Origin of the sequence: Azospirillum oleiclasticum, from assembly GCF_013423485.1 — a bacterium.
Taxonomy (GTDB): Bacteria; Pseudomonadota; Alphaproteobacteria; order Azospirillales; family Azospirillaceae; genus Azospirillum; species Azospirillum oleiclasticum.
Genome location: NZ_JABFFR010000001.1, coordinates 435,365 through 460,760, shown reverse-complemented (window position 1 = coordinate 460,760; position 25,396 = coordinate 435,365). Strand labels below are relative to the sequence as shown.

The 25,396-nt window shown below is 68.9% G+C and carries 29 protein-coding genes; 7 read left to right on the top strand and 22 right to left on the bottom strand.

Annotation, left to right across the window (positions count from 1 at the left end):
* Window positions 1-16 precede the first annotated feature (16 nt).
* From hpxZ to HL658_RS02155, 8 genes are read right to left on the bottom strand one after another with little or no spacing between them, the layout of a single operon-like run.
* The gene (gene hpxZ / locus HL658_RS02190) at window positions 17-394 is read right to left on the bottom strand and encodes an oxalurate catabolism protein HpxZ (protein ID WP_180280245.1); all 378 of its coding nucleotides are present in this window, start codon (window positions 392-394) and stop codon (window positions 17-19) included.
* The gene (locus HL658_RS02185) at window positions 387-1,790 is read right to left on the bottom strand and encodes an AtzE family amidohydrolase (protein ID WP_180280244.1); all 1,404 of its coding nucleotides are present in this window, start codon (window positions 1,788-1,790) and stop codon (window positions 387-389) included. Before HL658_RS02185 ends, hpxZ begins: the two co-directional genes overlap by 8 nt.
* Window positions 1,787-1,969 carry a DUF4089 domain-containing protein gene (locus HL658_RS02180; RefSeq protein WP_180280243.1) on the bottom strand — a complete coding sequence of 61 codons (183 nt, stop codon included), beginning with the start codon at window positions 1,967-1,969 and terminating at the stop codon, window positions 1,787-1,789. The genes HL658_RS02185 and HL658_RS02180 overlap by 4 nt, the downstream gene beginning before the upstream one ends.
* 50 nt (window positions 1,970-2,019) lie before the next feature.
* Entirely contained in the window at window positions 2,020-2,991 is a 972-nt protein-coding gene (locus tag HL658_RS02175) for an ABC transporter ATP-binding protein (RefSeq protein WP_180280242.1), read from the bottom strand.
* A 12-nt stretch (window positions 2,992-3,003) separates the two neighbouring features.
* Window positions 3,004-3,987: an ABC transporter ATP-binding protein gene (locus HL658_RS02170; protein WP_180280241.1), complete on the bottom strand. Its 984-nt coding sequence runs from the start codon at window positions 3,985-3,987 to the stop codon at window positions 3,004-3,006.
* Window positions 3,984-4,883 carry an ABC transporter permease gene (locus HL658_RS02165; RefSeq protein ID WP_180280240.1) on the bottom strand — a complete coding sequence of 300 codons (900 nt, stop codon included), beginning with the start codon at window positions 4,881-4,883 and terminating at the stop codon, window positions 3,984-3,986. Before HL658_RS02165 ends, HL658_RS02170 begins: the two co-directional genes overlap by 4 nt.
* Window positions 4,880-5,893: an ABC transporter permease gene (locus HL658_RS02160; RefSeq protein WP_180280239.1), complete on the bottom strand. Its 1,014-nt coding sequence runs from the start codon at window positions 5,891-5,893 to the stop codon at window positions 4,880-4,882. The genes HL658_RS02165 and HL658_RS02160 overlap by 4 nt, the downstream gene beginning before the upstream one ends.
* Before the next feature lie 51 nt (window positions 5,894-5,944).
* A complete protein-coding gene (locus tag HL658_RS02155) occupies window positions 5,945-7,546 on the bottom strand; it encodes an ABC transporter substrate-binding protein (RefSeq protein WP_180280238.1) in 1,602 nt (533 codons plus the stop codon).
* 373 nt (window positions 7,547-7,919) lie between these two features.
* Between HL658_RS02155 and atzF the strand changes: the two genes are divergently transcribed.
* The gene (gene atzF / locus HL658_RS02150) at window positions 7,920-9,764 is read left to right on the top strand and encodes an allophanate hydrolase (RefSeq protein ID WP_180280237.1); all 1,845 of its coding nucleotides are present in this window, start codon (window positions 7,920-7,922) and stop codon (window positions 9,762-9,764) included.
* 10 nt (window positions 9,765-9,774) lie between these two features.
* Here the strand turns inward: atzF and pdxR are convergent, their stop codons facing one another.
* The 5 genes from pdxR to aptA all read right to left on the bottom strand — a co-directional run bounded on the left by pdxR (window position 9,775) and on the right by aptA (window position 15,677).
* Complete coding sequence (pdxR, locus tag HL658_RS02145) at window positions 9,775-11,253, bottom strand: MocR-like pyridoxine biosynthesis transcription factor PdxR (protein WP_180280236.1); 1,479 nt, start codon at window positions 11,251-11,253, stop codon at window positions 9,775-9,777.
* Window positions 11,254-11,328: 75 nt separating this feature from the next.
* A complete protein-coding gene (locus HL658_RS02140) occupies window positions 11,329-12,195 on the bottom strand; it encodes an ABC transporter permease subunit (RefSeq protein ID WP_180280235.1) in 867 nt (288 codons plus the stop codon).
* The gene (locus HL658_RS02135; protein ID WP_180280234.1) at window positions 12,173-13,003 is read right to left on the bottom strand and encodes a taurine ABC transporter ATP-binding protein; all 831 of its coding nucleotides are present in this window, start codon (window positions 13,001-13,003) and stop codon (window positions 12,173-12,175) included. The genes HL658_RS02140 and HL658_RS02135 overlap by 23 nt, the downstream gene beginning before the upstream one ends.
* Before the next feature lie 220 nt (window positions 13,004-13,223).
* Window positions 13,224-14,237: a taurine ABC transporter substrate-binding protein gene (gene tauA, locus HL658_RS02130; protein ID WP_180280233.1), complete on the bottom strand. Its 1,014-nt coding sequence runs from the start codon at window positions 14,235-14,237 to the stop codon at window positions 13,224-13,226.
* Between the two features lie 105 nt (window positions 14,238-14,342).
* Window positions 14,343-15,677, bottom strand: a complete 1,335-nt coding sequence (gene aptA / locus HL658_RS02125) for an omega-aminotransferase AptA (protein ID WP_180280232.1) — start codon at window positions 15,675-15,677, stop codon at window positions 14,343-14,345.
* A gap of 224 nt (window positions 15,678-15,901) precedes the next feature.
* Here aptA and HL658_RS02120 point away from each other — a divergent pair, with 224 nt between their 5' ends.
* From HL658_RS02120 to HL658_RS02110, 3 genes are all read left to right on the top strand, one after another.
* The gene (locus HL658_RS02120; RefSeq protein WP_180280231.1) at window positions 15,902-16,084 is read left to right on the top strand and encodes a hypothetical protein; all 183 of its coding nucleotides are present in this window, start codon (window positions 15,902-15,904) and stop codon (window positions 16,082-16,084) included.
* A 52-nt stretch (window positions 16,085-16,136) separates the two neighbouring features.
* Window positions 16,137-16,394, top strand: coding sequence for a hypothetical protein (locus HL658_RS02115; protein WP_246337236.1), 258 nt, complete (start codon window positions 16,137-16,139; stop codon window positions 16,392-16,394).
* An 89-nt stretch (window positions 16,395-16,483) separates the two neighbouring features.
* On the top strand, window positions 16,484-16,855 hold the full coding sequence (locus HL658_RS02110; RefSeq protein ID WP_180280230.1) for a hypothetical protein: 372 nt from the start codon (window positions 16,484-16,486) through the stop codon (window positions 16,853-16,855).
* A 29-nt stretch (window positions 16,856-16,884) separates the two neighbouring features.
* Here HL658_RS02110 and HL658_RS02105 read toward each other — a convergent pair whose 3' ends face one another.
* The 6 genes from HL658_RS02105 to HL658_RS02080 form a co-directional block, all read right to left on the bottom strand.
* Entirely contained in the window at window positions 16,885-17,832 is a 948-nt protein-coding gene (locus tag HL658_RS02105) for an alpha/beta fold hydrolase (protein WP_180280229.1), read from the bottom strand.
* Window positions 17,829-18,083: an acyl carrier protein gene (locus tag HL658_RS02100; protein ID WP_180280228.1), complete on the bottom strand. Its 255-nt coding sequence runs from the start codon at window positions 18,081-18,083 to the stop codon at window positions 17,829-17,831. The genes HL658_RS02105 and HL658_RS02100 overlap by 4 nt, the downstream gene beginning before the upstream one ends.
* A gap of 15 nt (window positions 18,084-18,098) precedes the next feature.
* A complete protein-coding gene (locus tag HL658_RS02095; protein ID WP_180280227.1) occupies window positions 18,099-19,169 on the bottom strand; it encodes a hypothetical protein in 1,071 nt (356 codons plus the stop codon).
* 8 nt (window positions 19,170-19,177) lie between these two features.
* Window positions 19,178-20,008 (bottom strand): YheC/YheD family protein, encoded by an 831-nt coding sequence (locus HL658_RS02090; protein WP_180280226.1) that lies wholly within the window; start codon window positions 20,006-20,008, stop codon window positions 19,178-19,180.
* 517 nt (window positions 20,009-20,525) lie between these two features.
* Entirely contained in the window at window positions 20,526-20,909 is a 384-nt protein-coding gene (locus HL658_RS02085) for a VOC family protein (RefSeq protein ID WP_180280792.1), read from the bottom strand.
* A gap of 34 nt (window positions 20,910-20,943) precedes the next feature.
* Window positions 20,944-21,690, bottom strand: coding sequence for a sulfite exporter TauE/SafE family protein (locus HL658_RS02080; RefSeq protein WP_180280225.1), 747 nt, complete (start codon window positions 21,688-21,690; stop codon window positions 20,944-20,946).
* A gap of 107 nt (window positions 21,691-21,797) precedes the next feature.
* Between HL658_RS02080 and HL658_RS02075 the strand changes: the two genes are divergently transcribed.
* The gene (locus HL658_RS02075; RefSeq protein ID WP_180280224.1) at window positions 21,798-22,709 is read left to right on the top strand and encodes a LysR family transcriptional regulator; all 912 of its coding nucleotides are present in this window, start codon (window positions 21,798-21,800) and stop codon (window positions 22,707-22,709) included.
* A gap of 4 nt (window positions 22,710-22,713) precedes the next feature.
* Here HL658_RS02075 and HL658_RS02070 read toward each other — a convergent pair whose 3' ends face one another.
* Window positions 22,714-23,136 carry a hypothetical protein gene (locus tag HL658_RS02070; protein WP_180280223.1) on the bottom strand — a complete coding sequence of 141 codons (423 nt, stop codon included), beginning with the start codon at window positions 23,134-23,136 and terminating at the stop codon, window positions 22,714-22,716.
* Window positions 23,137-23,254: 118 nt separating this feature from the next.
* On the opposite strand from HL658_RS02070, the gene HL658_RS02065 reads away from it, so the two are divergent.
* Window positions 23,255-23,902 carry a DsbA family oxidoreductase gene (locus HL658_RS02065; RefSeq protein ID WP_180280222.1) on the top strand — a complete coding sequence of 216 codons (648 nt, stop codon included), beginning with the start codon at window positions 23,255-23,257 and terminating at the stop codon, window positions 23,900-23,902.
* A 12-nt stretch (window positions 23,903-23,914) separates the two neighbouring features.
* Here HL658_RS02065 and HL658_RS02060 read toward each other — a convergent pair whose 3' ends face one another.
* On the bottom strand, window positions 23,915-24,082 hold the full coding sequence (locus HL658_RS02060) for a hypothetical protein (RefSeq protein WP_180280221.1): 168 nt from the start codon (window positions 24,080-24,082) through the stop codon (window positions 23,915-23,917).
* 170 nt (window positions 24,083-24,252) lie between these two features.
* On the opposite strand from HL658_RS02060, the gene HL658_RS02055 reads away from it, so the two are divergent.
* On the top strand, window positions 24,253-25,155 hold the full coding sequence (locus HL658_RS02055; protein ID WP_246337235.1) for a DMT family transporter: 903 nt from the start codon (window positions 24,253-24,255) through the stop codon (window positions 25,153-25,155).
* Window positions 25,156-25,182: 27 nt separating this feature from the next.
* Here the strand turns inward: HL658_RS02055 and HL658_RS02050 are convergent, their stop codons facing one another.
* Window positions 25,183-25,389 (bottom strand): tautomerase family protein, encoded by a 207-nt coding sequence (locus HL658_RS02050; protein ID WP_180280220.1) that lies wholly within the window; start codon window positions 25,387-25,389, stop codon window positions 25,183-25,185.
* Window positions 25,390-25,396: the final 7 nt, after the last annotated feature.

The window sequence follows — 25,396 nt, the reverse complement described above, 5'->3', positions numbered from 1 at the left end:
CCGGCAACCACACACGTCACCCTATCAGGGACACATGGGCGGCCACCACCCGCCAACCCTCCGGGGTCCGCATCCAGGTCTGACTCTGGCGCCCGGTGCGCGGGTTGCCCGCGCGCCGGAACTCGGTGTTGGCCGTCGCCATGTCACGGCCGTAGGTGGTGATCACGGTGTTGAAGATCTCCCGCGCCAGACCCGCCGCTGACCGGCCGGCGCGGAAGGCCTGGATGGCGGCGTAGCCGTAGAGGTTCTCGGTGGCCCCGAACCGCAGCGTATGGGGGCTGTCCCAGAACAGCGCGTCCAGCACCGCGACGTCGTTGGTCACCAGCGCCTGCTCGTAGCGGGCGAAGGCGGTGGTGACCTCGGCGACCACCTCGGGGATGTTGATCTCAAGCATCGGCGAAGGCCTTGGCGACGGGGGCGGACACCACGCCGGCGGCCTCCAGCGCGGCCCCGACCCTCAGCACCAGATCTTCCCGCCAAGGGGCGGCGATGACCTGGACGCCGATGGGCAGCGAGCCCGGCCGGTGCACCGGCACCGCCAGGATCGGCAGCCCGATGAAGGACAGCGGCTGGGTGTAGAGCCCCATGTTGGCGCGGACCGGCAGCCGCTCTCCATCCAGTTCGAAGAATTCGGTGCCGATGGGCGGGGCGACCACCGGGGTGGCGGGGGCGAGGATGACGTCCACCGTCTGGAACAGCTCGAGCACCCGCGCCCGGTACCAGCGGCGCAGCCGCTGTGCCTGGAGCACCCAATGGGCGGGCACCAGGGCGCCGGCCAGGAAACGGTCGCGCGTCATCGGGTCGAAGTCGGTGGCGCGCGTCTTCAGGTCCGGCAGGTGCAGGTTGGCGCCTTCCGCCATGGTGATCAGGAAGGCGGCCGCGCGGGCGCGTTGCGCCTCCGGAATGGTGACGCTGCGGGTGGCCCCGAGCGCCCCGGCGACCGCGGCCATGGCCGCCTGCCCCTCGTCCGACAGACCCTTGCGGAACCAGCCGTCGGCGACGGCAACGCGCAGGCCCCCGGCCCCCTCCGCCAGTTTCGGCAGCACCGGATCGGCCGCGGGCGTGCTGCACGCGGGATCCTCAGGGTCGGGGCCCTGCATGGTGTCGTAGGCGGCGGCGATGTCACCCACCGAACGGGCGAAGGGGCCCAGATGGTCGAAGCTGGACGCGAACAGGTAGGAGCCGGTGCGCGTCAGCCGCCCGTAGGTCGGTTTCAGGCCAAAGATGCCGCAGAGCGAGGACGGCACCCGGATGGAGCCGTTGGTGTCCGATCCCAGCGTCAGCGGCACCAGCCCGGCCGCCACCGCGACCGCCGACCCGCCGGACGATCCGCCGGCCAGCCGCGTCGTGTCGTGCGGGTTGCGGCAGGGGCCGTAATGGCTGTTCTCCGTGGTGAAGCCGTAGGCGTACTCGTCCATGTTGAGGGCGCCGACCAGCACCGCCCCGGCCGCCTCCAGCCGCTCCACCAGCGCGGCGTCGCGGGTGGCGGGCGTGCGGTCACGGTTGATCTTCGAACCCGCCAGCGTTGGCAGCCCCTTCACATCGAACAGGTTCTTCACCGCGAAGGGGGCACCGGCCAGCGGTCCCGGATCGCCACCGGACGCGATCACGCGGTCAATGTCGGCGGCGCGGGCCAGCGCCCGGTCGGCGGTGACGGTGGTGAATCCGTTGACCGCCGCGTCATTCGCCTGGATGCGGTGGAGGGCTGCGCGCACCGCCTCCACCGCCGACACGCGCTTGGTCCTGACAGCGGCGGCGATATCCCGAGCGGAGGCCGATGCGCCGATCATGGGACGTACACCGGGGCGACCTCGTCGGTGTCCGACAGCGGCAGGTCGAGGACGAGCGCCGCCATGCCCGCCACCCGCTCGAAATTCATGATCACGCCCGGCCGGTGCGCCGGGTCGATCGGCAGGCCGATCACGGCCGCCGCCTGATCCACATAGGCGGGGATGTCGATGTCGGGCATGGGTGTCTCCCTGTGGTGTTGTTGGGAAGGCGGGGTCGGAAAGGGGGCGTCTACCCTGCCACCGCCTCCGCATAATGGCACGCCGCCACGCGCCCGCCACCCAGCCCGCGCAGCACCGGCATCTCCGCGGTACAGCGGTCGGTGCCGATCGGGCAGCGGCCATGGAAGCGGCAGACGGTCGGGTTGGGGTCGATCGGGCTGCGCGGCTCGCCGGTCAGGTGGATGCGGCCCGCCGCATGGCCGGGGATGGCGGACAAGAGCGCACGGGTGTAGGGGTGGGCGGGGTTGCGGAACACCGCCTCGGCCGGTCCGGCCTCCACCACCTTGCCCAGATACATGACGATCACCCGGTCGCAGATCAGCCGGACGACGTTCAGGTCGTGGCTGACGAACAGGTAGCTCATCCCCAGACGTGTCTTCAGATCGTCGAGCAGCCGCAGGATGACCACCTGCACCGACACGTCCAGCGCCGCCGTCGGTTCGTCCAGGATCAGCAGCTTCGGTTCCACCGCGACCGCGCGGGCGATGCCGACGCGCGCCTTCTGCCCGCCGGAAAGCTGGTGCGGCAGGCGCGACAGCAGCTCCCGCGGCAGGCCGCAGAGCTCCGCCGTCTCCTCCACCTTGGCGGCCAGCGCCGCACCCGACAGGCGCTTCAGGCGGCGCAGCGGGTCGGCGATGGCGTCGAAGGCGGTGTAGCGCGGGTTCAGGCTGTCGCCGGCGTCCTGGAACACCATCTGGATGTCGGCGCGTTCCGGCTTGCGGCCGAACTTGCGGGCGGGGATGGTGGCGTAATCCGCGCCATCGAAGCGGATGCTGCCCTCGTTCGGGTCGAGCAGGCGGGACAGCAACCGCACCAGCGTGGACTTGCCGCAGCCGCTCTCCCCCACAAGCCCGACCGTCTCCCCCCTGCCCACCGTCAGGCTGATGCCGTCCACGGCGTGCAGGAGCGAGGGCTTGCGGAACGGCTTCTTGTTGACCGGGAAGCGCTTGACGAGGTCGGTGACGGCGAGCAGCGGCTCCATGGCTCCGGTCCCCTACGACAGCGGGTGGTGGCAGGCTGTGAGGCTGTGCGCCGCGACCAGACGCGGCAACGGCGCCTCGCAGTCGGCGGCGCGGCGCTCGCAGCGGGCCGAATAGCGGCAGGCCGGCAGCGGCGCCTTGCGCAGGTCGGGCAAGCCACCGGGGATGGCGGTCAGGTCGGCCAGCGAGCGCCCCTCGCCCGGCGTCGCCCCGATCAGGCGGCGGGTGTAGGGATGGCGCGGGTTCGCGAAGAGCTGCGCCGTGGGCGCCGTCTCCACGATGTGGCCGGCGTGCATGACGACGATGCGGTCGGCGATCTCCGCCGCCAGCCCCAGATCGTGGGTGATCAGGATGGTCGCCATGCCGCGCTCGCGCGACAGGTCGCGGATCAGGTCCATGATGGCGGCCTGGGTGGTCACGTCCAGCCCCGTGGTCGGCTCATCGGCGATCAGCAGGGCCGGCGAGCAGGCCAACGCCATGGCGATCATGACGCGCTGGCACATGCCGCCCGACAGCTCGAACGGGTAGGCCTTGGCGCGACGTTCCGGATCAGGGATGCGCACGGCGGCCAGCATCTCCACCGCCTTCGCCTTGGCGGTCTGGCCGGTGGCGCCGCCATGGCGCAGCAGGATGTCGGCGATCTGCTTGCCGATCGGGCGGATCGGGTTGAGGGCGGCCCGCGGGTTCTGGAAGATCATCGACAGCTCGCGCCCGCGCAGCTCCCGCAGGACCTTTTCCGGCTGCGACAGCAGGTCGAGCCCGCCGAACACCGCCCGGCCCTTCGTCACCTTGGCCGCGGGGTCGGAGATGCCGAGCAGGGCGAAGGCGGTGACCGACTTGCCGGACCCGCTCTCCCCCACCAGCGCGATGGTCTCCCCCTTGTCGAGCGCGAAGCCCACATCCTCCAGCGCGAAGACGGTGCCGTTGCGGGTGCGGAACTCGACCGACAGCTCCTCGACCGACAGCAGCGGGATGTGGGTGACGGGTGCGTCGGTCATGTGCGCCTCCGCGGGTCGATCAGGTCGCGCAGACCGTCGCCCATCAGGTTGAAGCCGAACACCGCGATCATCAGCGCCAGACCGGGGAACAGCGCGATCCACCATTCGCCGGACACGATGAATGCCGCCCCCTCCGCCACCATGATCCCCCACTCCGCATCCGGCGGGCGCACGCCCAGCCCGATGAAGGACAGGCCGGCGGCGTTCAGGATGGCGTAGCCCATGGTCAGGCTGCACTGCACCGCCATCAGCGGCAGGATGTTGGGCAGCACGTGGCCGAGCAGCACGCGCGGCTCCGAATTGCCGGCGAGACGGGCGGCCTCCACATAGCCGGCGTTGCGCCGGATGTTGGCTTCCGCGCGCGCCACGCGGGCGTAGAGCGGGAAGTTGATGATGGCGGTCGCCAGCACGATGTTGGTCACCGTGTTGCCGAGCGCCGCCACGATCCCCATGGCGAGCACGAAGAGCGGGAAGGCCATGATGGTGTCGACGATCCGGCTGACGATGCGCTCGGTCCAGCCGCCGTAGAAGCCGGCCGCGGTGCCGGCCAGCGTCCCCATCAGGAAGGCCAGCACCACAGAGGCCAGCGCGATGCCCATGTCGAGCCGCGTCGCCACGACCACCCGGCTGAAGATGTCGCGGCCCAGCTGGTCGGTGCCGAACCAGAACTCCGCACTCGGCGGTTCCAGCGCGCGGGCGGTGTTGCTGGCCAGCGGGTCGTGCGGCACCAGCGCCGGCCCGAACACCGCCGCCAGCACCAGCAGCCCGAACAGGCCGAAGGAGAAGGCGGTGACCGGGTTCTCGCCGATCACGTAGCGGGCGTGGCGCAGGAAGGCGGCGGTCCCGGTGGAGCGCCGGGGCTTGTCGGCGGGAAGGCCGGCGGCGACGGTCGTCATGCATCGATCCCCACGCGCGGGTCGATCACGCCATACAGGACGTCGATCAACAGGTTGAGGAAGACGTAGAGCAGCGCCATCGTCATCACGAAGCCCTGCACCGGCGCGTAGTCGGACGCGATCAGGCTCTCGATGGCGTAGGAGCCGATGCCGGGCCAGGAGAACACCTTCTCCACCAGCACGTTGGCGCCCAGCAGGAAGGAGAAGACCATGCCCAGCGTGGTCACCACCGGCAGCACCGCGTTGCGGAAGGCGTAGGTGACGACCACCGTGTGCGAGCGCAGCCCGCCGGCCTTGGCTGTGCGGATGAAGTCGCTGGACAGCACCGCCAGCATCGACGCGCGCGTCATCCGCGCCAGCGGCGCCAGCGCGAAGACCGCCAGGGTCGAGGCCGGCAGGATGAGCTGACCAAGCGCCGCCACGAACAGCTCCAGATCGCGGGCAATCAGGCTGTCGATCAGGTAGAAGCCGGTGACGTGGTCGGGCGGCGAGAAATAGATGTCGAGCCGCCCCAATGGCGGCGGCGCCCAGCCCAGCTTGTAGTAGAAGACGTAGACGAGCAGCAGCCCGGTGAAGAAGGTGGGCAGCGACACACCGGCCGTGGTCACGACGCGCGACAGGTGGTCGATCCACGACCCCTGCTTCACCGCCGCCAGCACCCCCAGCGGCACCGCCACCAGCACGGCGACCACCAGCGCCAGCAGCGTCAGCTCCGCCGAGGCGGGCAGCCGCGTCACCAGCTCCTGCATCACCGGCTGGCCGGTGGTCAGCGAGTTGCCGAGATCGCCGCGCACGAGATCGCCGATGTAATCGATGAACTGCTCCCACATCGGCCGATCAAGACCCAGCTTCTGCCGGATCTCCTCGATCGCCTGCGGCGTCGCCGCCGGCCCGGCAAAATAGGCCGCCGGGTCTCCCGGCAACGCGCGCGACAGCAGAAAGGTCACCACGATCACCCCGAGAACGCCGGGAACGGCCGCGGTCAGGCGCTGCGCGATCAACTGGAGCATGGAGGTCTCCCCGTCGCAATGCCCCCTCCCCGGCGGGGAGGGGGTGTCACGTCATGCCTTCGCCAACTGCCGGTAGTCGAGCTGCCGGTGGAACCAGTAGCGGTAGCCGGTGATGTTCTTCTGCATCGCGACATTCAGGTAGGGCTGGTAGAGCGGGATGCGCGGCACCTCGTCCCAGGCCTTCTTGATGAAGCCCTGGACGGCGGCCTCGTACTTGGCCTTGTCGGTCTCGAAGCGGGCGGCGTCGATCAGCGCGTCCATCGCCTTGTCCTGGTAGGACATGGTGTTGAACACCGCGTTCTGGCTGTGGTACGCCCAGAAGAAGAAGTAATCGGGGAAATTCAGCCAACCGCCGAAGGTGTTGGTGTAGAGCGGCATCTGCTTCTTCAGCAGCTCGTTGCGCCAGTTGGCGCCGGGCACCTTGGCGATGGTGGTCTTGATGCCGATCTGGGCGAGGCTTTCCTGGATCAGCACGCACATCGGCTCGTTGACACCGGCAAGGCCGAGGTCGAAGGACAGCGTGGTCTCCAGCCCGTTGGGGTAGCCGGCCTCCGCCATCAACTGCTTGGCCTTGTTGATGTCGGTGACGTAGGGGGCGGGCTGCGGCCAGGAGGCGTCGGTCACACCCTTGCCGCCGAACATCGGGATGCCGCGGCCGAACATCACCGCGTCCATGATCTGCTGGTACGGGATGGCATAGGCGACGGCCTGCCGCACCTTGATGTTGTCGAAGGGCGGCTTGGTGACGTTCAGGCCGACATACTGCAACGCATTTTCGACCGGCGTGCCGATCACGGTCAGCGACTTCGCCGCGGCCAGCTCGGCGAAATCCTTGTTCGGCAGGTCGAAGGAGATGTCGGCGTCGCCACGCTCCAGCAGCGCGCGCCGGTTGCCGGCCGACGGCACCTGACGCCACACCACGCGGCGGATCTTCGGCAGCGGGCCGGACTTCCAGTCATCGAAGCGGGCGAAGATCAGCTCCTGCCCCGGTGCCCAGCGCTCCACCTTGTAAGCGCCGCCGCCGGCCGCGTTGTTCTTCAGCCACTCCATGGCCCAGGGGTCGGCGTCGGTGGCGTTCTTCTTCGCCAGCCCGGAATTGAAGACCGCCGGAACCGGCACCGCCAGATCGGGCATGGTCAGCTTGTCGGCGCGCAGGAAATCGACGCGGAAGGTGTGGTCGTCCACCACCACGAACTGCTCCGGCTTCTCCAGCGAGCCGGCCTTCATCTGGAAGGTGGGGAAGCCGCCGACGGTGACCGCGCGGTCGAAGGACCATTTCACGTCCTTGGCCGTCACCGGCGTACCGTCGTGGAACTTGGCGTCCTTGCGCAACTTGAAGGTGACGGAGTTGGGGCCGAGGTCCCACTCCTCCGCCAGTTCCGGCTTCAGGGCGCTGTAATCGTAATGATCGTTGCCGTTGGCGTCCTTCTTGACGCCGAAGGTCATCAGGCGGTCGTAGAGGTTCCACGACGCTTCGTAGGCCGGGCGGTTGGCGCCGACGCCGTGGATGTCCAGGCTGTTCGGGTGGTTCTCGGAGATGGTGAGCAGCACATCGCTGCGCCCTTGCGCCTTGGCCGGCCGGATACCGGCGGCGATGGCCGCACCGCCGGCGGCAACCGCCGCGCCCGAGGCCAGGAATTCGCGTCGTTTCATTGTTTCAGTCCCTCCGTCCGTTCGCGAAGCGGCCTTGTGCGCCCCGGCGGTGCCCTGTCGTTGGCCCCCTCCTTGGCAATGCGCGTGCCAAACGCCGCCTGTCCGGCAAAGCCCTTGAAAGCCGCGGATCCCGGCCCCACGGTCGAGGAGCGCGGCGTCGGCCAAGAATGCGCAGCCCGTAGGCAGAACGTCCGATCGTAGTCAAACAGACTATTTTTTAGTCATACTGGGCGGTCGTGCGAACCGCCGAGATGCGCCAGACCCGCAAAAACTCTTTGTTCCATACGGGATTGCGCCGCGGCACGATGAGTGCAATCGTGCATGCAACCGGGGCCGACGGATCGGTCCACCGAAGCGCGGAGGGGTGTGGGGAATGGATGGGATCGGCATGACGGCGTCGCCGAAGCAGACGGAGCTGTCGCTGGACATGGCGACGCTGGCGGCCGGCTACCGCAGCGGCGCCCTGTCGGTGGCGGAGGTGGCGGAAACGGTGCTGGCGCGCATCGACGCGGCCGGTGACGACCGCGTGTGGATCGCGCGGGTGGACGACGAGGGCTTGCGCGCCCGCGCCTGCGATCTCGACGCCCGCGGGCCGGAAGGGCTGCCGTTGTTCGGCATCCCCTTCGCGGTGAAGGACAACATCGACGCCGAGGGGCTGGCGACCACCTGCGCCTGCCCCGCCTACGCCCGGCTGCCGGAGGCGTCGGCCACCGCCGTGCGCCGGCTGCTCGATGCCGGCGCCCTGCTGATCGGCAAGACGAACCTGGACCAGTTCGCCACCGGGCTGGTCGGCGTGCGCTCCCCCTACGGCGTGCCGCGCAACCCGTTCGACCCGTCGGTGGTGCCGGGCGGCTCCAGCTCCGGATCGGCGGTGGCGGTGTCGTCGGGGCTGGTGTCCTTCGCGCTGGGCACCGACACGGCCGGCTCGGGCCGCGTGCCGGCGGGCTTCAACAACATCGTCGGGCTGAAGCCGACCAAGGGCATGATCCCGACCACCGGCGTGGTGCCGGCCTGCCGCTCGCTGGACTGCGTATCGGTCTTCGCGCTGACGGTCGAGGACGCGGTCGCCGCCTGCGCCGTCGCCGCCGGGCACGACGCGGCGGATCCCTTCTCCCGCACCGCGCCCGCCGGCTTCGACCTGCGGCCCGGCCGGCCGCCGGAGCGCTTCCGCTTCGGCGTGCCGCGGGCCGACCAGCTCCGCTTCTTCGGCAACGCCGAGGCGGAGCGGCTGTTCGCCGAGGCGGTGGCGCGGATGGAGACGCTGGGCGGCACCGCCGTCGAGTTCGACTTCGAGCCTTTCGCCGCGGCGGCCTCCCTGCTCTACGCCGGCCCCTGGGTGGCGGAGCGCACGCACGCCCTGCGCGCGATGCTGGAGCAGCAGCCGAACGCCATCCACCCGGTGGTCCGCCGCATCGTCGAGGGCGGGCGCGGCTATTCCGCGGTGGACGCCTTCGACGGTCTCTACAAGCTGGAGACGCTGCGCCAGCGCGCGATGACGGCGTGGACCGGCTTCGAGGTGATGCTGGTGCCGACCAGCGGCACCATCTACCGCGTGGCGGAGGTCGAGAGCGACCCGATCGGGCTGAACTCCAACCTCGGCTACTACACCAACTTCGTGAACCTGATGGACCTGTCGGCGCTGGCTGTGCCGAACGGTTTCCAGGCCGACGGGCTGCCCGCCGGTGTCACGCTGATCGCGCCGGCCTGGCACGACGGGTGGCTGGCCGGGCTGGGTGCGGCGTGGCAGCGGACCATGGACCTGCCGCTCGGGGCGACCGGCGCCCGGTTGCCTATACCGGCATCCGCCGCCCCGCCCGCTGCCGCTCATCCGGTTCTGCCCATCGCGGTGTTCGGCGCGCATCTGTCGGGGATGCCGCTGAACGGCGAGCTGCTGGCGCTGGGTGCGACGCTGCGCGGGGCGGTGCGCACCGCCCCCATCTACCGCCTGCACGCCCTGCCCGGAACCCCGGCGCGGCCGGCGCTGGAACGGGTGGAGAGCGGCGGCGCGCCCATCGAGGCGGAGGTGTGGAACATCCCCACCGCCGCGGTCGGCGCCTTCCTCGCCCGTGTCCCCTCCCCGCTCGCCATCGGCACGGTGACGCTGGAGGACGGCAGCACGGTCCACGGTTTCGTCGCCGAGGGCATCGCGGTCCGCCATGCGGAGGACGTGACGCACTTCGGCGGCTGGCGGGGCTATGTGGGGTCGCTGAAGGGCTGAGCGGGGGGCGTTACGCCCCGACCGCCGCGGCCAGTGCCGCCACGCCCGGTTCGATGCGGTCGACGGGGATGGAGGAGAAGCCCATGCGGAAGCAGTGGCGCGGCGGGTCCTCGGCCATGAAGAAGACGTCGCCGGGCTCGATCAGCACGCCATGGGCGCGGGCGCGGACATCAAGTTCGCGCGCGTCCAGGCCGGGCGGCCCCTCCACCCACACGCTCGACCCGCCGGGGCCGCCGGACGCCCGGAATGCCGGCAGATGGCGGTCGAGAGCGGCACGCAGGGCCAGCGCCCGCTCGTTGAGCGCGCGGCCCAGCCGGCGCAGCAGCGTGCCGTGGTGGCCCAGCGTCAGGAACAGCGCGGCGGAGCGCTGGTTGTTGGCCGGCGGGTGGCGCAGCATCAGGCGGCGCAGCGCGCGCGCCTGCCGGATCAGCGGCTTCGGCCCGACGATGTAGCCGAGCCGCAGGCCGGGGGCCAGGGTCTTGGACAGGCTGCCGACATAGACGACGCGGCCGTTGCGGTCCAGGCTCTTCAACGCCGGAATGGGGCCGCTCTCGCGGCCCGTTTCGCACTCGTAGTCGTCCTCGATCAGCACCATGTCGCGGTCGTCGGCCAGCGACAGCAGCGCCTTGCGCCGCTCCAGCGACAGGGTGGCGCCGGTCGGGCACTGGTAGCTGGGGGTCAGGAACACCACGTGGCAGCCGGCCATCACGCCGCCCGGCACCAGCCCCTTGCCGTCAACCGGCAGCGGGCGGACATGCGGCGTCTTGATGGCGAAGATGTTGCGGGCATCCGGATATCCCGGATCCTCCATCCCCACCACGCAGCGGGAATCCACCAGCAGCTCGGCCAGCAGGAACAGCGCCTGCTGGGCGCCGATGGTCACCATGATCTCGTCGTCGTCGGCCCACACCCCGCGCTTGGGCAACACGCGGGTGCGCAGCTGTTCGATCAACAGCGGGTCGTCGCCGTCGATCAGGTCGGGCGCCCAGTCCTTCACCTCCAGCACGCCGAGCGCCTGCCGGCTGCACTCCCGCCAGTCGGCGATGGGGAACAGCGACGGGTCGAACTGGCCGTAGAGGAAGGGATAGGGGTAGCGCTGCCAGTCCTTGGGCTTGGTGATGTTGCGCTGGTCGGTCAGCCGGATGGCGAGCCGCCCGGCCCAGTCCGGGCCGCCGCCGTCACCCTCATGCCGGTCCGGCGGGCCGCCGGCGGGCACCGTCTCCCCGTTCACGTAGTAGCCGCTGCGCTCGCGGGAGACCAGCACCCCCTCGTCCACAAGCTGCTGGTAGGCAAGGATCACCGTGTTGCGCGCGACCTTGAGCTGCTCGGCGAGTTCGCGGCTGGACGGCACGGGCGCGCCCGGAACCAGATGGCGCTCCGCTATGGCGCTGACGATCATGCGGCGGATCTGCGCCTGGAGCGGTCTGACCTGCCCCCCCTGGCGTTCGAACAGCCGCGCCCACATCACATTCTCGACCCGCGCCGCCATGCGCTCCGCACCCGTCCCCTTGTCTTACCGGATTGTTTCCACGCGGGACGGCGGCGGGTCAACCGCCAGGGCGGCCTACACCCGCCCTTTCCATGGCACCATCCGGCGTTCGATCCACCGCATGCCGAGGTCGATGGCGAGCGCGATGATGCCGATGACCAGGATGCCCATGATCACCACGTCGGTGACCAGGAAGTTGGACGCGTTCAGCACCATCTGACCCAGCCCCTCGGTGGCCGCGACCATCTCGGCCGCGACCAGCGTGGTCCAGCCGAAGCCCATGCCGATGCGCATGCCGGTCAGGATCTCCGGCAGGGCCGCGTGCAGGATCACGTGGAACACCGTCTGGCTGCGGCTGGCACCCATGGAGCGGGCGGCGTTCAACTGCTCCGCCGTCACCGAGCGCACGCCGGCCCGCGCGCTCAGCGCCAGCGGCGCGAAGATGGCCAGGTAGATCAGGATCACCTTGGACAGCTCGCCGATGCCGAACCAGATGACGATCAGCGGCAGATAGGCCAGTGGCGGCAGCGGCCGGTAGAACTCGATCGGCGGGTCGAAGATGCCGCGCGCCACCCGGCTGATGCCCATGGCGATGCCGACCGGGATCGCCGTCACGCAGGCCAGCAGGAAGGCGCTGAACACACGGAACAGGCTGGCCATGGTGTGGCCCAGCAGCGTCGTCTCGCCATAGGGCTCGAACAGCGTCTCGACGAAGCGCTGGATCACCGCCTCCGGGGTGGGGAGGAAGATCGGCGGGACCCACCGCATGTGCGACGCGATCCACCACAGCGCGATCAGCGCGAGCGTCGAGATGGTGCTGATCACGGCGGTGCTGCCGCCCTCCCCCGCCACCGGGCCGCCGTCGGACTTCAGGCCGAGCAGAGCGCGCAGGGAAAAGCGGCGGGCGGGTGCCGCCGCCTCACTGTGTGGCGTGGATGACATTCAGAATCTCCTCGCGCAGGCGGATGAAGTCCGGCGACGACTTGATCGCGCGGGCCGGTTCCCCCGCCACGTAGCGGCGCGAGAATTCCGTTTCGTACTCGTGCACGATGCGGCCGGGGCGTGGCGACATGACGATCAGGCGGGTCGCCATGAACAACGCCTCCTCCACCTCGTGGGTGATGAAGAAGGCCATCTTGCCGGTGGCGTTCCACACCTGCAGGATCAGTTCCTGCATGGATTCCCGGGTGAACGCGTCGAGCGCGCCGAGCGGCTCGTCCATCAGCATGATGTCCGGGTCGTTCGCCAGCACGCGGGCGAGACCCACGCGCTGAAGCATGCCGCCGGACAGCCGCCAGATCGGCGCATCGGCGAACTGGTCGAGCCCGACGAGGCGCAGCTTCTCGCGCGCCACCTCGTAGCGCCGGCGCTTGTCCACCCCGGCCATCTTCAGCCCGAAGGACGCATTGTCGATGACGTTGAGCCAGGGGAACAGCGCGTGCTTCTGGAACACCACGCCACGGTCGCGGCCGGGACCGGCCACCCCGTGGCCGTGCAGCAGGATTTCCCCCGCGGTGGGCTTCAGGAAGCCGGCGAGACAGCTCAGCAGCGTGGTCTTGCCGCACCCCGAGGCACCCAGCGCCACCACGAAGTCGTCCTCGGCGATGTCGAGATTGACGTGGTCGAGCGCGCGGACGGTCTGGTCCTTGCCGACCTGAAAGGTGACGGAGAGGTCGCGGATGCGCAGCCCGCCCGGTGCGCCGGACGGTGCGGAAACGGTTCGAGCGGCGGGTTGCGTCGCCGTTGTCATGATAGGGTCCTCCCGCTGGGCGCAATTCCAGGCTCCCCCAGGGGAGAGCGTCGCGGAACACTCCCGATGCGCGTCATCGTCATTCCCGCGATGGCGGGAATCCAGCCCTCTTTCGGCGACGCGCCGGCAAAGCCCTGGAACCCCGCCCGTGCGGAGATGACGGAAAGGAGAGTGCGGCGCCACCCTCTCCCCGAAGGGAGAGGGGCTTGTCAGGCGGCTCTTACTTCTTCGCGGCAGCGGCGGCGAAGGTCGGGTTCACGCCGACGCTGTAGTCGGGCAGCACGTTCGACACGCGCTTCTGCTCCTTCAGGAACTCCGCGGTGTCGGCAAGCGCCTTGGCGGCACCGGAGTTCTTGCCGCCGCCCAGCCAGCGCTCGGACGCCTGCACGTCCGGCGGCAGGAAGCGGTAGAGGGCCAGCGCATCGGGAACCATCTCCGGCTTGGCGCCGGTCAGCTTGGCGACGGCCGCGACCTCGGCGGAGCCGGTGGTCCAGGCAGCCTTGTTCTGGCGGTACTTCTCGTCCGCCGCGGCGATGGTCTGGACGAACTTGGTCATGAACTCCGGGTTGGCCTTGGCGAAGGACTTCTGCACGATCAGCCCGTCGAAGGTCGGCCGGCCCTTGTCGCTGAGCCCGCCGGAGGAGACCAGCACCTTGCCGTTCTGCTTGGCCTGCGACAGCGCCGGATCCCAGATGAAGGCGCCGTCGATGTCGCCGCGCTGCCAGGCGGCGGCGATCTCGGCCGGGCGCATGTTCAGCACCTGCACGTCGCCCGCCTTGAAGCCGAACTCGCTGAGCGCGAACATCAGGTGGTAGTGGCTGGTGGACACGAAGGGCGTCGCCAGCTTCTTGCCCTTCAGGTCGGCCGGCTTGTCGATGCCGGAGCCGTTGCGCACGACCAGCGCCTCGGCGTCGCCGATGTCGTCCAGGATCCAGAACAGCTCGACCTCGACGCCCTGGCTCAGCGCCGCGGCGATCGGGCTGGAGCCGGCCTCGCCAATCGCCACGTCGCCCGACGCCATGGCCTTCACCACGTCGCCGCCGCCGCCGAACTGGCGCCAGTTGATCTTCCAGCCGGTGGCCTTCTCAAGGTCCTGGTTGGCCATCGCCACGCGCCAGGGAACGATCATGTCCTGGTAGGCGATGGTGATTTCCTTCGTCTGGGCGTTCGCCGCGAAGGGTGCCAGCACCGCGAAGGACAGGCCGGCGGCCAGCCATTTCAGGTTCCACGTCATCTCGAAGCCTCCACTGTTTTCTGGGGTGAACCGGTTCCGGGTGTTTGTTCTTGGTCGGCGATACGGCAAGGCCGCCGGGGATAAACCGGCGGCCTTGTCTGGTGCTCAATGCTTGGCGAGAACGCTGCGGACGATCTCGGCCATGCGGTCGATCTCCTCGCCCTGGATCACGAAGGGCGGGGCGACGATGATGGTGTCACCGGTCGCCTTCACGTGCACCCCGGCGTCGTAGAGCTGCTTCTGGATCAGGTTGCCGCGCTTGCCGGGGGAACCCATGGGCGCGAAATCAACACCGCCCAGCATGCCGTAACCGCGGATGTCCGTGACCACCGGCAGGTCGCTCAGCGAGAACAGCGTGTCGAGGAAATAGGCCGACATCTGCTGCGCCCGCTCGAACAGCTTCTCGTTCTCGTAGATGTCGAGCGTGGCGAGCGAGGCGGCGCAGGCCGCCGGGTGCGCCGACCAAGTGTAGCCGTGGAAGAACTCCACCGCCTCCTCGGCCGCCGAGTTCACGATGGTGTCGTGGATCTCCTGCTTCACCGCGACCGCACCCATCGGCTGGGCGCCGTTGGTGATGGCCTTCGCCATGGTCATGATGTCCGGCACCACGCCGAAGCTCTGCGCGGCGTAGGCGCGACCGGTGCGGCCGAATCCGCAGATCACCTCGTCGAACACCAGCAGGATGCCGTGCTGGTCGCAGATCTGGCGCAGCCGCTCCAGATAGCCCTTGGGCGGCACCAGCACGCCGGTGGAGCCGGCGATCGGCTCGACGACGCAGGCGGCGATGGTCTCGGCACCGTAGAGCGCCACCATGCGCGCCAGATCCTCGGCCAGCTCGGCCCCGGTCTCCGCCTGGCCCTTCACGAACTTGTTCTCGGGCAGCCAGGTGTGGCGCATGTGGACCGCCGCCGGCAGGCCGAAGCCGAACGTCTGGCGGTTGCGCACCATGCCGCTGAGCGCCACGCCGCCGAAGTTCACGCCGTGGTAGGCGCGCTCGCGCGAGACGAACAGCGTGCGCTGGCCCTCGCCCTTCGCCCGGTGATAGGCGAGCGCGATCTTCATCGCGGTGTCCACCGCCTCCGACCCGGAGTTGACGAAGAAGATGCGGTTCATGCCCGGCGGCGTCAGCTTGGCGATGCGCTCGGCCAGCTCGAACGACTTCGCGTGGCTGCGGGTGAAGCTGGGGGTGTAGTCCAGCTCCATGAGCTGCTTGTAGACGGCCTCGGCGATCTCCCGACGGCCATGGCCGGCGGGGGTGGTGAAAAGGCCGGACGACCCGTCGATGATCGCGCGCCCCTGCGGGTCGTAGAAGTGGATGCCCTCCGCACGCGCGAACAGCTTCGGATCCTGCTTGAAATCCCGGTTGCTGGTGAAGGGCATCCAATGGTTGTCCATGTTCAACCCGGCCTGCCCGGCATCCGTGCCGCGGATCCCATCCATCGTCTCGTCTCCCTCAATCCGAAAGCGTCCGGGCCGACGGGTCCGGCGCCGTCCCGCAGGACGTGGCGCCAGTGTGTCTCACCCGTGGCGCGGCGGTAGATCCAGATTGGGACATTCGGCTGGTTCAAACAACGGCTTTCGGCCGGTCTTCTCCGACGGGACGATCCCGCCCGTGGCCGGTTGTGGGTTCGATCGCAGTTCCCGACAACCAAGGATTTGCAACGATGGCAAAGGACGACGCGAAGAAAGCCCATGATCTGGCCGAACAGGCCCTGGACAAGGTCGAGGACGGCGACACACGCGCCGGCAAGCGGCTGGTGGAGGAAGCCCGCAAGCTGGATCCAGAAGCGGTGGAGGACGTTGCCCGCGAGGTCGAGGAGGACCGCAAGAGCGCCGACAAAGCCTGAGCGCTCCCCACACACCCTTCCGGTTTCGGGCGGATGCTGCCATACAGGACGCATGCGCCCGCTCACCGCCCTGACCATGACCCTTTGTCTGGCATTCGCCGGGCCGGCCGCCGCCGTCACCGTGACGGCCGGTCAAGCGGAGGCGCGCGATGTCGCACGCGCGGCCAACTGCACGCCGACCAAGCTGGAGGCCGTCAGCTACAACCCCGGCCGGCAGGGCCAGACGGTGTTCAAGGTGAGCTGCTCGGAGGACAAGGACGCCTTCGTGCTGGTTCAATGCCGCGGCCGGACCTGCGCGCTGCTGCGGTAGCCCCGAGGGGCCGGTGCCACCCGGCCGAAATTCAGCTTTCCTTAACCGCAGGCCCCCGCAATGGGCGCATCGAAGGTTGGAGAGCGGCCATGGCGCGCGTGCACCGGTTGGGCATTCTTGCGGCGGCGCTGGCGCTCGGCGCCTGCTCGGACGCTGCGGTCGGTGTCGGCATCGCGGCGAACATCGTCTCCCTGAACGCCACGGACAAGACGCTGGTCGACCATGTCGTCTCGGGCATCAAGGGGGAGGACTGCTCGGTCGTGTCGCTGGAGCAGACCGGCTACTACTGCCCAGAGAAGGTGGAGGTGGTGCGCTCCAACGTCTATTGCTACCGCACGCTGGCGGCGGTCGACTGCCATTATCTGCCCGACCCCTACAAGAACGGCCACACCGCCCTCGCCAGCCCGCCCCCCGTCATCCGCCCGCTGCCCAAGAAGAAGGGCTGGTTCGATCAGGAATAGCGCCGGCTTCGGAATTGCCGGCCACAGCCTCATGATTCCGCCGGATCCTCGAAGAAGCGCGTCAGGATCGGGTGGAAAAGCCGGGCGTGCAGGAGGTTGGGGGTGATGTCGTGGGCGCTGATGCCGTTGAGCGTGAAATGCTTGACGCCCACGAAATCCGTAAGCTCGGCGGCGGACCGCATGTCCGCCTCGTTGTTCGCGCCGCAAAAGATGGTCGTCCGGGGCGGTGATCGCCCCTCCTCCTCGTACCGCCGGTACAAGGGGCGGAGATCGATGTCATCCGGCCCGAACCGCCGCCCCGTCTTGGCGTGGATGTGGGCCAGCCAGCGCGGTCGGCGCGGCTGGAAGACCATCGGTGAAAAGGCCAGAACGGCCGTGGCCCCCATATCAAGACCGTAGCGGAGCGCCGCGTAGCCTCCACTCGACTGACCGAAGCAATAGAGCTGCCGAGTGCCGATGTTGGCCGCAAGACGGCGCAGGATGTGCTGGGCCGCTTCGAGACTGTTTCCCATCCCGCCGATGCCGCCGAGGTGGAAGGCATCCAACGCGTCGAAGACATGGATGACGTTGACGCCGTGCGGTTCCAGCAGGCGCTGCATCAGATAGACCGACACCCACATGTGCGCGTAGCGTCCAGGAAACACGAGAACCGTGCGGTGGCTACCCGCCGGCACGATCCAGACATCGCCGACCGGGCACGTCTCCAGCGGGATCGCCGGGACCGGGTTGCCCTGCGTCAGGTCCGTGTCCCACAATTCCCAGCCTATGGCGAGGAGCTGCTCGACCCTCACCGTCAGTTCGGGATGGGAGCGCAGGGACTCCAGATGCTCCATGGTCCAGCGGATAATGCCGAGCCGCATCAGAAGCTGGCACGCGGCCAGCCGCCGTTCCGGGGACGACGCGGGATCCTTCAGGACGTCGAAGGCGTACTCCGGCGGCTTGTTCAGCGTATGGACCCATTCCGGAATGTCGCTCATGGGTCCGCCAACTGTTCCGCAAGCGCATCGATGCTCCGGTCGCCATCCATGAAGATTTCCGGGTGGATCGCCCGGCCGAACGCGCATTCGAACTGCATCGCCATTTCAATCGCGTCCACCGAATCAAGATCGTAGGTGGACAGCGGGGCGGCCGGATCGATCGTGCCGGAATCGACCCCCAGCAAAGTCGCCACATGCACCATGATCCAGCGGTTCACCGCGGTCACGGTGGGGACGGTCAGCTCCTCCATCACGCATTCCTCTTCTCAGGCTTCGGCGGCCGCGGCCGGCTCGTATCCCCGCTCAAGCAGGTCGAGCACCGCACCGCACACATTCTGCGCCTCCCCCTTCCACGGGTGGTGGTAGGGGGTGACGCCGGGGCTGCGGTTCATTTCCAGGATCCAGTATCGCCCAGGCGCCGCTGGCTCGCCGGGATCGCGGATCATCACGTCGATCGCGGAGACATTGAGACCCGGTACGGAGTTGCAGGCCGCCGCGACCACCCCGGCATAGCTCGGGTGGACGAGGCCCGGGGCGGCGATGCTGTCGGCGCCGGTCGCCCCGTTCGAAGTGCCGCGCAGACACACCCGCTCGCCGGCTGCCGGCACATCCTCCAGCCTGCGTCCTTGCGTCTCGAGGAAACGGCGGACCTCGTCATCCACCACGATCGGCTCATGCCCTGGCACGGACCGCCGCCGGCGCCGGAGGTTCTTCGCCTCGATCAGCCGGATGAGGTCGGCACTCCCGTCACCGACCACGCTGGCCGGCCGGCTGAGCTTCACGGCCACGACGGCGGGCCGCACATAGAAGAAGCGGATCAGCGACCCGCCGACACTCTCCTCCACCAGGATCTTCTGGTAGCCGGCCGCCACCCGCCGGACCGCCGCCTCGAAATCCGCGCGCTTGCGGATCGACGTGACGACGCAGTCGCCTTGGGTTCCAAGGTTGGGCTTGACGCACAGAGGGCCGGGCATGGCGTCGAAGGCCCGCAGCGCCGCGGCCAGATCGTTGCGGCGGAAGACCCGCCCGGACGGAACACAGAAGCCACGCTCGGCCAGATGGAGCTTCAGCCGGTTCTTGTCCCGGACGACGAGCGTCGCGTCCTCGTTGACGTGGCGGCCGAGCCTCCCCCAGGGATCACGGCCACCCTCCACCAGCCAGCCGGCCGAGAAGTAGTACCGGCGCCCGCCCGCCGTGAACGTCAGCCAGCGCCTCGGCTCCGGGAACCGCCCTCCATAGGGTGCGATGACGTACCGCGCGCCGATCCCCTTCGCGGCGGCCGCGGTCCTCATGCAGATGGCGTGGTAATCGCTCGTGTCGTCGGTAAGACTGTCCATTCCTGCACTCACATGGATCGGGCGTCGGGATCGGGCCGTCCGGACGTGGTGCGGCGGTGGCGTTCGAAGGCCGCGACGAAACGCGCGTAACCGATGGTGTGGATCGCGCGCCGCTGTTCGTGAAGGCTCGTCTGCGGAAAGGCGTTCGCTTCGATCACCCAGAGACGGTCGTCCTGATCGACCGCGACGTCGATTCCCAGCTCCGACATCGGGGCACCGTGGTGATCATCGACGACACGCGCGATCGCCAGGACGAGGTCATCGATCTCCCGCCCGACGTCCGCCACCGTGCGCCGGCGCCCCTCGAAGAAGCCGGCCAGCGAACCCTGGTAGCCGCCGCGGGCGATGTTGCTGACCCTCATCCCGTATTCCGCCATCCGCACATAGGACCGCGTGGTTCCCCAAGTCCCATCATCGCGTCGTTGCAGATGAATACGAATGTCTGCGGCCCGTCCGTCGGCCGTCCGGGATGAAATGTATCGCTGGACCAGAAATCGGCGATAGACGAGGCGCCCGGCAAGGCGCCCGCCCAGGAAGGTCAAGAGCTCGTCAAGGCTGCCGACCCGCAATTCCCGATCGCGCTGCAACCGCCAGCCGCCCTCATCCCTGTCGATGAAATACAGCCCGATCCCGTTCCGGCCATCGGCCGCCTTGACCACGGCTTGCGGATGGTCGTGAAGGAAGGCCCGCATCACCTCCATCACACCGTCGGCCGGCAGCTCGGCAACCGGCACCACATACCGGTCCAGCCCGGCCCGGCGCAGCAGGACGGGCAGCGTCAGCTTGTCAATCTCGGCATCGGCGATCACCGGACACCGGGCGGCGATCCACGCCGCCACCGTGCGATGGTGATCGGTCAACGGGCGCCCCTGGACGATCACGACATCGGGCAGCGTCAGGGCACCGGGCTCCCACCGGCCATCCTTCCAACGCTCACCCCACAGGCATCCGGGTTCGGAGCGTTCCGCACCGATCAGCGTCAGACACGCCCCCTGGATCGCGCTCTCCCCGAGCAATGCCCTCAACCGCAGCGGCGGAAAGCTCTGGTTGATCGCCCCACCGAATGACAGAATTCCGATTGTCACCATGCCCGGACATGAATCTTAACAGTTCTGACGAATTTTGATGAATTCGTCAAGACTTAGAGAATAAATCACTGCACACAGCTTAACGCCGCGCTTGAGCTGGTCAAGCGGTTTGTGCACAACGCGCCATTGACACCACTGTGAAGAAATACTCAATGCCGCCAATTTTTTCTCTCAATCAGCGCGCGAGGGAGCGGTCCACCAATGGGGTCGGCTTGACACACGCCGAACCAACGGAACACGTTGCCCGCGTGGATCGGGCGCCTATCAATCACCTGGCGCATTCGGACAGTTCGATCAGGTTGCCGTCGGGATCGCGGATGTAGACCGAGCGGATCGGCCCAGTGGCGCCGGTGCGCTCCACCGGACCCTCTTCGATGTCGAGTCCCTCGGAGCGCAGACGACTGATCATCGCATCGAGTTCGCCCGCGACGATGAAGCACAGATCGGCCGAGCCCGGCGTCGGGCGGATCGCCTTCGGCTCGAACTCGCGCCCGGCCTCGTGCAGGTTGATCTTCTGCTTGCCGAAGGACAGAGCCTTGCGCCCCTGGCCGAAGGTCACGACCTCCATCCCCAGCACGCGGCTGTAGAAGTCGCAGGTGACGGGGATGCGGGCCACCGTCAGGACGATGTGGTCGATGCGCTGGATTGTCATGATCATCCCTCTCCGTTCCTGATCCCGACGGTCATCACCGGACCGACAGCAGCAGCCCCGTCAGCACCAGCATGGCACCGAACGAGCGCCGCAGCGCCCGCTCCGAGCAGGCGTGGGCGACGGCGACGCCGGCCGACACCGTGGCGATCCCGCCCAGCGCCAGCGCCAACCCGATCGGCCAGTCCACGCTCCGCTCCCCCGCGTAGCTGGCGAGCGCCGCCGCCGCGCTGGGCGTGACCAGCGCCAGGGCGACGCTCTGCGCCGCACGCTGCCCGAGCCCGAAGAACCCCGTCAGCAGCGGCGTCGCGACCAGCCCGCCGCCCACGCCGAGCAGCCCCATGCTGCATCCCCCGGCCAGCCCGACCAGCGGCATGAAAGCCGCTCGTGCCGGCGTCCGCGCGGTCCATCCGAAACGCTCGAGAAGCTGGCCCAGCCCGACCGCCATCAGGAACAGGGCGAACAATGTGCGCAGCAGCGTCGGATCCAGCCCATGGGCGATGCGCGCCGCAGACCAGGTGGTTACGGTGGCCACCACCGCGACACCGGCAGCGGCCCACCCCAGCCCGACCGGGTTGCGCCGTACATAGCGCCACCACGCCATGACGAGGTTGGGCACCATCATCGCCAGCGCGGTGCCCTGCGCCGTAGCCTGATCCATGCCGTAGCCCAGGACCAGCACGGGAATGGCGATGATGCCGCCGCCGATGCCGAACACGCCCCCGAAGAATCCGAGGACCGCACCGAGTGCCAGGGCGGGAAGCGCGGTGCTGACGATGTCCATGGTGGTGCCGGGTTGTCGATGATGTTCGTGAGCATATTGCTATCCTCCACACCATCAATGCCGCTATACTCGCGACACTCATGCGCTGAGAGCAATAATCGCCGACCATGGACCACGCGGCGGATCTCGCCTTCTTCGTCACGCTGACGCGCCATCCGACGCTGGCGGCGGCGGCGCAGGACCTCGGCGTCACCGCCCCGGCGGTCAGCCGCCGGCTGGCCGCGCTGGAGGGGCGGCTCGGTGTGCGGCTGCTCAACCGCACCACCCGGCGCCAGAGCCTGACGGCCGAAGGCGAGCGCTACCTGGAGGAAGGTCGGCGCATCCTGGGCGACATCGAGCAGCTCGAACGCGAGCTTACCGCCAGCCGGCAGGCGCCGCGCGGCCTGCTGCGCGTCAACGCCGGGATCGGTTTCGGGCGCCGGCATGTCGGCCCGGCCATCGGCGACTTTGCGCGCCTGCATCCGGAGGTCGAGGTCATCCTGCAACTGACCGACAAACCGCTGGACCTCGCGGCGGCGGGTGTGGACATCGGCATCCGCATCGGCATGGGGGCCGACACCGGGCATCTCACGCGCAAGATCGCGTCGAACCACCGCTATCTCTGCGCCTCGCCGGCCTATCTCGCCCGCCATCCGGCACCGGCGACTCCGCGCGATCTGGCGGACCACCAGTGCATCGTGATCCGTGAATATTTCGGGGCCTACAACATCTGGCAGCTGGTGTCCGGCAACGCCCAGCAGGCGGTCAAGATCCACGGCCGGCTTGCCACCAACCATGGCGAGGTCGCGGTCGACTGGGCCATCGCCGGGCACGGCATCATCCTGCGCTCGCAATGGGATGTGGCGCACTGCCTGCGCTCCGGCGATCTGGTCCGCGTGCTGCCGGACTGGTCCGGGATCGACACCGACATCCACGCCATGTACCTGCAGCGCCACCACCTCTCAGCCAAAGTGCGGGTGTTTCTGGATTTCCTGTCGGAACGCTTCGCGGAGCACCGGCGCTCGGCGTCGCGCTGGTAGGCGGTCAGCGCACCTTCTTGGCGACGAAGGCCTTGGCGATGGCCTTCATGGCGCTTTCATGCGTCACGCCCTTCGGGGCGCCGTCACCGCGGTTGACGATGGTGGTGGCGACCTGCATGGGCGCGGCCGGGCGCGGGGCCGGGTCCTCGCCCATGCGGCTCAGCACCCGCTCCAGCGCCTCGCGCGACAGGCCGCCGGACGTAACACCACGCGGCGCCGGCCGAGAGGAGCCGGATGGGCCGCCACGGCGCGCCACGCCCTCGATGGCGGCACCGGTGATCGCCTTCAGGAACGGCTGCGCCATGCCCAGCAGCAGCCGCTCATCCTTTGTCGCCCAGGTCATCAGCAGCTTCTGCGCCATCGCGCGGCTGCCCTTCGCGGCGACCAGCGCCTCGCGCACCTTGCCATCCACATACGAGTCCGCCATCGCGGGACCTCCTCCGACGATGGGACCACTGTCGGCGTCCAGCGTTAACAAAGGGTTGCACCGTCATCGACAAAGGGCCGCGATTGAAGCGGCGGCCGGGATGGTGGATACTGCCGACATGCTGATCGAAACCTTCGCCGATGTCATCTGCCCCTGGTGCTACATCGGAAAGCACCGCCTGACCCGCGCGTTGCGCGAGCGCCCGCGGCTGGCACCCGAAGTCCGCTGGCAGGCCTTCCAGCTCAACCCCGACATGCCGGCCGGCGGGATGGAGCGCAGCCAGTATCTGGCGAACAAGTTCGGCGGGGCGGAGCGGGCGCGCCAGATCAACACCGTGATCGAGGAGACGGCGGAGCGCGACGGCCTGCCCATCAACCTGCACCGCATCCGCCGCACGCCCAACACCTTCCAGGCGCACCGCGTCATCCGCATGGGCAACCGCCGCGGCATCGGCGGCGCCGTGGCCGACGCGCTGTTCCACGCCTATTTCGTCGACGGGCTCGACATCGGCGACCGCGACACGCTGGCCGCCTGCGGGGCCACCGCCGGCCTGGACTTCCAGGAGGTGAAGACGGCGCTTGCCGGCGATGCGGAGGTGATCGGCGTGCAGGCGGCCGACTCGCTGGCGCGACAGCTTGGGCTCCAGGCGGTGCCCTGCTACATCTTCAACCGCCGCTACGCGCTTTCCGGCGCGCAGGAGCCGACCAGCTTCCTGCCGCTTCTCGATCTCGCCGTCAGCGAGGGCACCGACGCCGCGGCGGAGTGACCGCCGCCCCCGTCAGCGCATCCGCTTCATCACCATGCCCACGCCGACCGCGCCTGCCGCGATCAGCAGCGCGACCAGAAGCACCACCACGCCGACGGCGCCCAGCACGCCCTGGAAAGTGTCCCAGAAGCCGAACTGGGCGACCAGGATGACGAGGATCAGGAACAGGACGATGGGCATGGTGCGGACCTCGAAGGTGGCGTTTGTCTCCCGGGTAAACGCCGCAGACGCCGGTTGGTGCCCTGCGACGCCCGGCAACGCGCGTATCCGGCATGACGGTACGGCATGCTGCGGACGCGAAGGGTTCTGCTAAGGTCGAACTCCCTCCCGTCCGCCGGTCTCCGTTCCCCATGCGCGATGACAATGTGCCGCTCGGCATCGTCCTGATGCTGGCCACCGTGTTCCTGTTCTCGGTCATGAACACGATGATCAAGGAGCTGTCCGCGGACTATCCGATCAACCAGATCGTCTTCTTCCGCAGCGCGTTCGCGCTGATCCCGGTGGGCATCGCGGTCGCCCTGAACCCGGTCGGGCTGCGGGATCTGCGCACCGCGCGCCCCTGGGGCCATCTGTGGCGCGGCCTGTTCGGCGGCATGGCGATGGTCCTGTCCTTCCTGTCCTTCGCCCTGCTGCCGCTGGGCGAGGCGGTGGCGCTGAACTTCGCGGCTCCGCTGTTCCTGACCGCGCTGTCGGTGCCGCTGCTGGCGGAGAAGGTCGGCGTGCACCGGTGGAGCGCGGTGGCGGTGGGCTTCGTCGGTGTGCTGGTCATGGCGCGGCCGGGAGCCGACGTGCTGAACCTGGGCGCGCTGGTGGCGCTGGCCGCGGCCTTCTTCCAGGCGCTCGCCATGATCATGGTGCGCCAGCTCGGCCGGTCGGAAAGCCCGAACGCGACCGTCACCTACTTCACGCTTCTGACCACGATCCTGTGCGGCGGCACCCTGCCCTTCTGGTGGCGGACACCCGACAACGGACACGACCTTTGGCTGCTGATCGGCTGCGGCCTGATCGGCGGTGTGGCGCAGCTTCTGATGACGCGGGCCTACATGGCGGCACCGGCCTCGGTCATCGCCCCCTTCAACTACACCAGCATCCTGTGGGCGGTTCTGCTGGGCTGGCTGCTGTGGAGCGAGGTGCCGACCACCCACGTGATCGCGGGTGCGGCGGTGGTGGTGGCCAGCGGCCTCTACATCCTCTACCGCGAAACGGTGCGGCGGGTGCCGATAACCCGACCGGCGATCCCCGGCGACGACTGAAGCCGCCGCCGGGACGCCGCCACCGGTTCAGGAACCGGCCGCCTTGGCATCGCGCCGCGCGACGCTGACGCCCCCGACGGCGTACTGGTTGCGGGGCATGTCGATGGCCTCGATGCGGACATCGCCGGGCTGGCAATCGACGGTGCTGCAGATTGCCTCCGTCACAGCGGCGAACATGGCCTCCTTCTGCTCCTGCGTGCGGCCTTCAAGCAGGCGTATCTGTACCAGCGGCATAATGACT

Bases quoted from the DNA above. Each gene is read 5' to 3' on its own strand.
- HL658_RS02050 (WP_180280220.1), bottom strand. From the start codon at position 25,389: ATGCCGCTGGTACAGATACGCCTGCTTGAAGGCCGCACGCAGGAGCAG.
- HL658_RS02180 (WP_180280243.1), bottom strand. From the start codon at position 1,969: ATGCCCGACATCGACATCCCCGCCTATGTGGATCAGGCGGCGGCCGTG.
- HL658_RS02135 (WP_180280234.1), bottom strand. From the start codon at position 13,003: ATGACAACGGCGACGCAACCCGCCGCTCGAACCGTTTCCGCACCGTCC.
- HL658_RS02115 (WP_246337236.1), top strand. From the start codon at position 16,137: ATGCGCCCGCTCACCGCCCTGACCATGACCCTTTGTCTGGCATTCGCC.
- HL658_RS02165 (WP_180280240.1), bottom strand. From the start codon at position 4,883: ATGACGACCGTCGCCGCCGGCCTTCCCGCCGACAAGCCCCGGCGCTCC.
- HL658_RS02080 (WP_180280225.1), bottom strand. From the start codon at position 21,690: ATGGACATCGTCAGCACCGCGCTTCCCGCCCTGGCACTCGGTGCGGTC.
- HL658_RS02170 (WP_180280241.1), bottom strand. From the start codon at position 3,987: ATGACCGACGCACCCGTCACCCACATCCCGCTGCTGTCGGTCGAGGAG.
- hpxZ (WP_180280245.1), bottom strand. From the start codon at position 394: ATGCTTGAGATCAACATCCCCGAGGTGGTCGCCGAGGTCACCACCGCC.
- HL658_RS02075 (WP_180280224.1), top strand. From the start codon at position 21,798: ATGGACCACGCGGCGGATCTCGCCTTCTTCGTCACGCTGACGCGCCAT.
- HL658_RS02065 (WP_180280222.1), top strand. From the start codon at position 23,255: ATGCTGATCGAAACCTTCGCCGATGTCATCTGCCCCTGGTGCTACATC.
- HL658_RS02085 (WP_180280792.1), bottom strand. From the start codon at position 20,909: ATGACAATCCAGCGCATCGACCACATCGTCCTGACGGTGGCCCGCATC.
- HL658_RS02095 (WP_180280227.1), bottom strand. From the start codon at position 19,169: ATGGACAGTCTTACCGACGACACGAGCGATTACCACGCCATCTGCATG.
- aptA (WP_180280232.1), bottom strand. From the start codon at position 15,677: ATGGATGGGATCCGCGGCACGGATGCCGGGCAGGCCGGGTTGAACATG.
- HL658_RS02120 (WP_180280231.1), top strand. From the start codon at position 15,902: ATGGCAAAGGACGACGCGAAGAAAGCCCATGATCTGGCCGAACAGGCC.
- HL658_RS02175 (WP_180280242.1), bottom strand. From the start codon at position 2,991: ATGGAGCCGCTGCTCGCCGTCACCGACCTCGTCAAGCGCTTCCCGGTC.
- HL658_RS02060 (WP_180280221.1), bottom strand. From the start codon at position 24,082: ATGCCCATCGTCCTGTTCCTGATCCTCGTCATCCTGGTCGCCCAGTTC.
- pdxR (WP_180280236.1), bottom strand. From the start codon at position 11,253: ATGGCGGCGCGGGTCGAGAATGTGATGTGGGCGCGGCTGTTCGAACGC.
- HL658_RS02055 (WP_246337235.1), top strand. From the start codon at position 24,253: ATGCGCGATGACAATGTGCCGCTCGGCATCGTCCTGATGCTGGCCACC.
- HL658_RS02070 (WP_180280223.1), bottom strand. From the start codon at position 23,136: ATGGCGGACTCGTATGTGGATGGCAAGGTGCGCGAGGCGCTGGTCGCC.
- HL658_RS02105 (WP_180280229.1), bottom strand. From the start codon at position 17,832: ATGAGCGACATTCCGGAATGGGTCCATACGCTGAACAAGCCGCCGGAG.
- HL658_RS02110 (WP_180280230.1), top strand. From the start codon at position 16,484: ATGGCGCGCGTGCACCGGTTGGGCATTCTTGCGGCGGCGCTGGCGCTC.
- HL658_RS02100 (WP_180280228.1), bottom strand. From the start codon at position 18,083: ATGGAGGAGCTGACCGTCCCCACCGTGACCGCGGTGAACCGCTGGATC.
- HL658_RS02155 (WP_180280238.1), bottom strand. From the start codon at position 7,546: ATGAAACGACGCGAATTCCTGGCCTCGGGCGCGGCGGTTGCCGCCGGC.
- HL658_RS02140 (WP_180280235.1), bottom strand. From the start codon at position 12,195: ATGTCATCCACGCCACACAGTGAGGCGGCGGCACCCGCCCGCCGCTTT.
- HL658_RS02160 (WP_180280239.1), bottom strand. From the start codon at position 5,893: ATGCTCCAGTTGATCGCGCAGCGCCTGACCGCGGCCGTTCCCGGCGTT.
- HL658_RS02185 (WP_180280244.1), bottom strand. From the start codon at position 1,790: ATGATCGGCGCATCGGCCTCCGCTCGGGATATCGCCGCCGCTGTCAGG.
- tauA (WP_180280233.1), bottom strand. From the start codon at position 14,237: ATGACGTGGAACCTGAAATGGCTGGCCGCCGGCCTGTCCTTCGCGGTG.
- atzF (WP_180280237.1), top strand. From the start codon at position 7,920: ATGGATGGGATCGGCATGACGGCGTCGCCGAAGCAGACGGAGCTGTCG.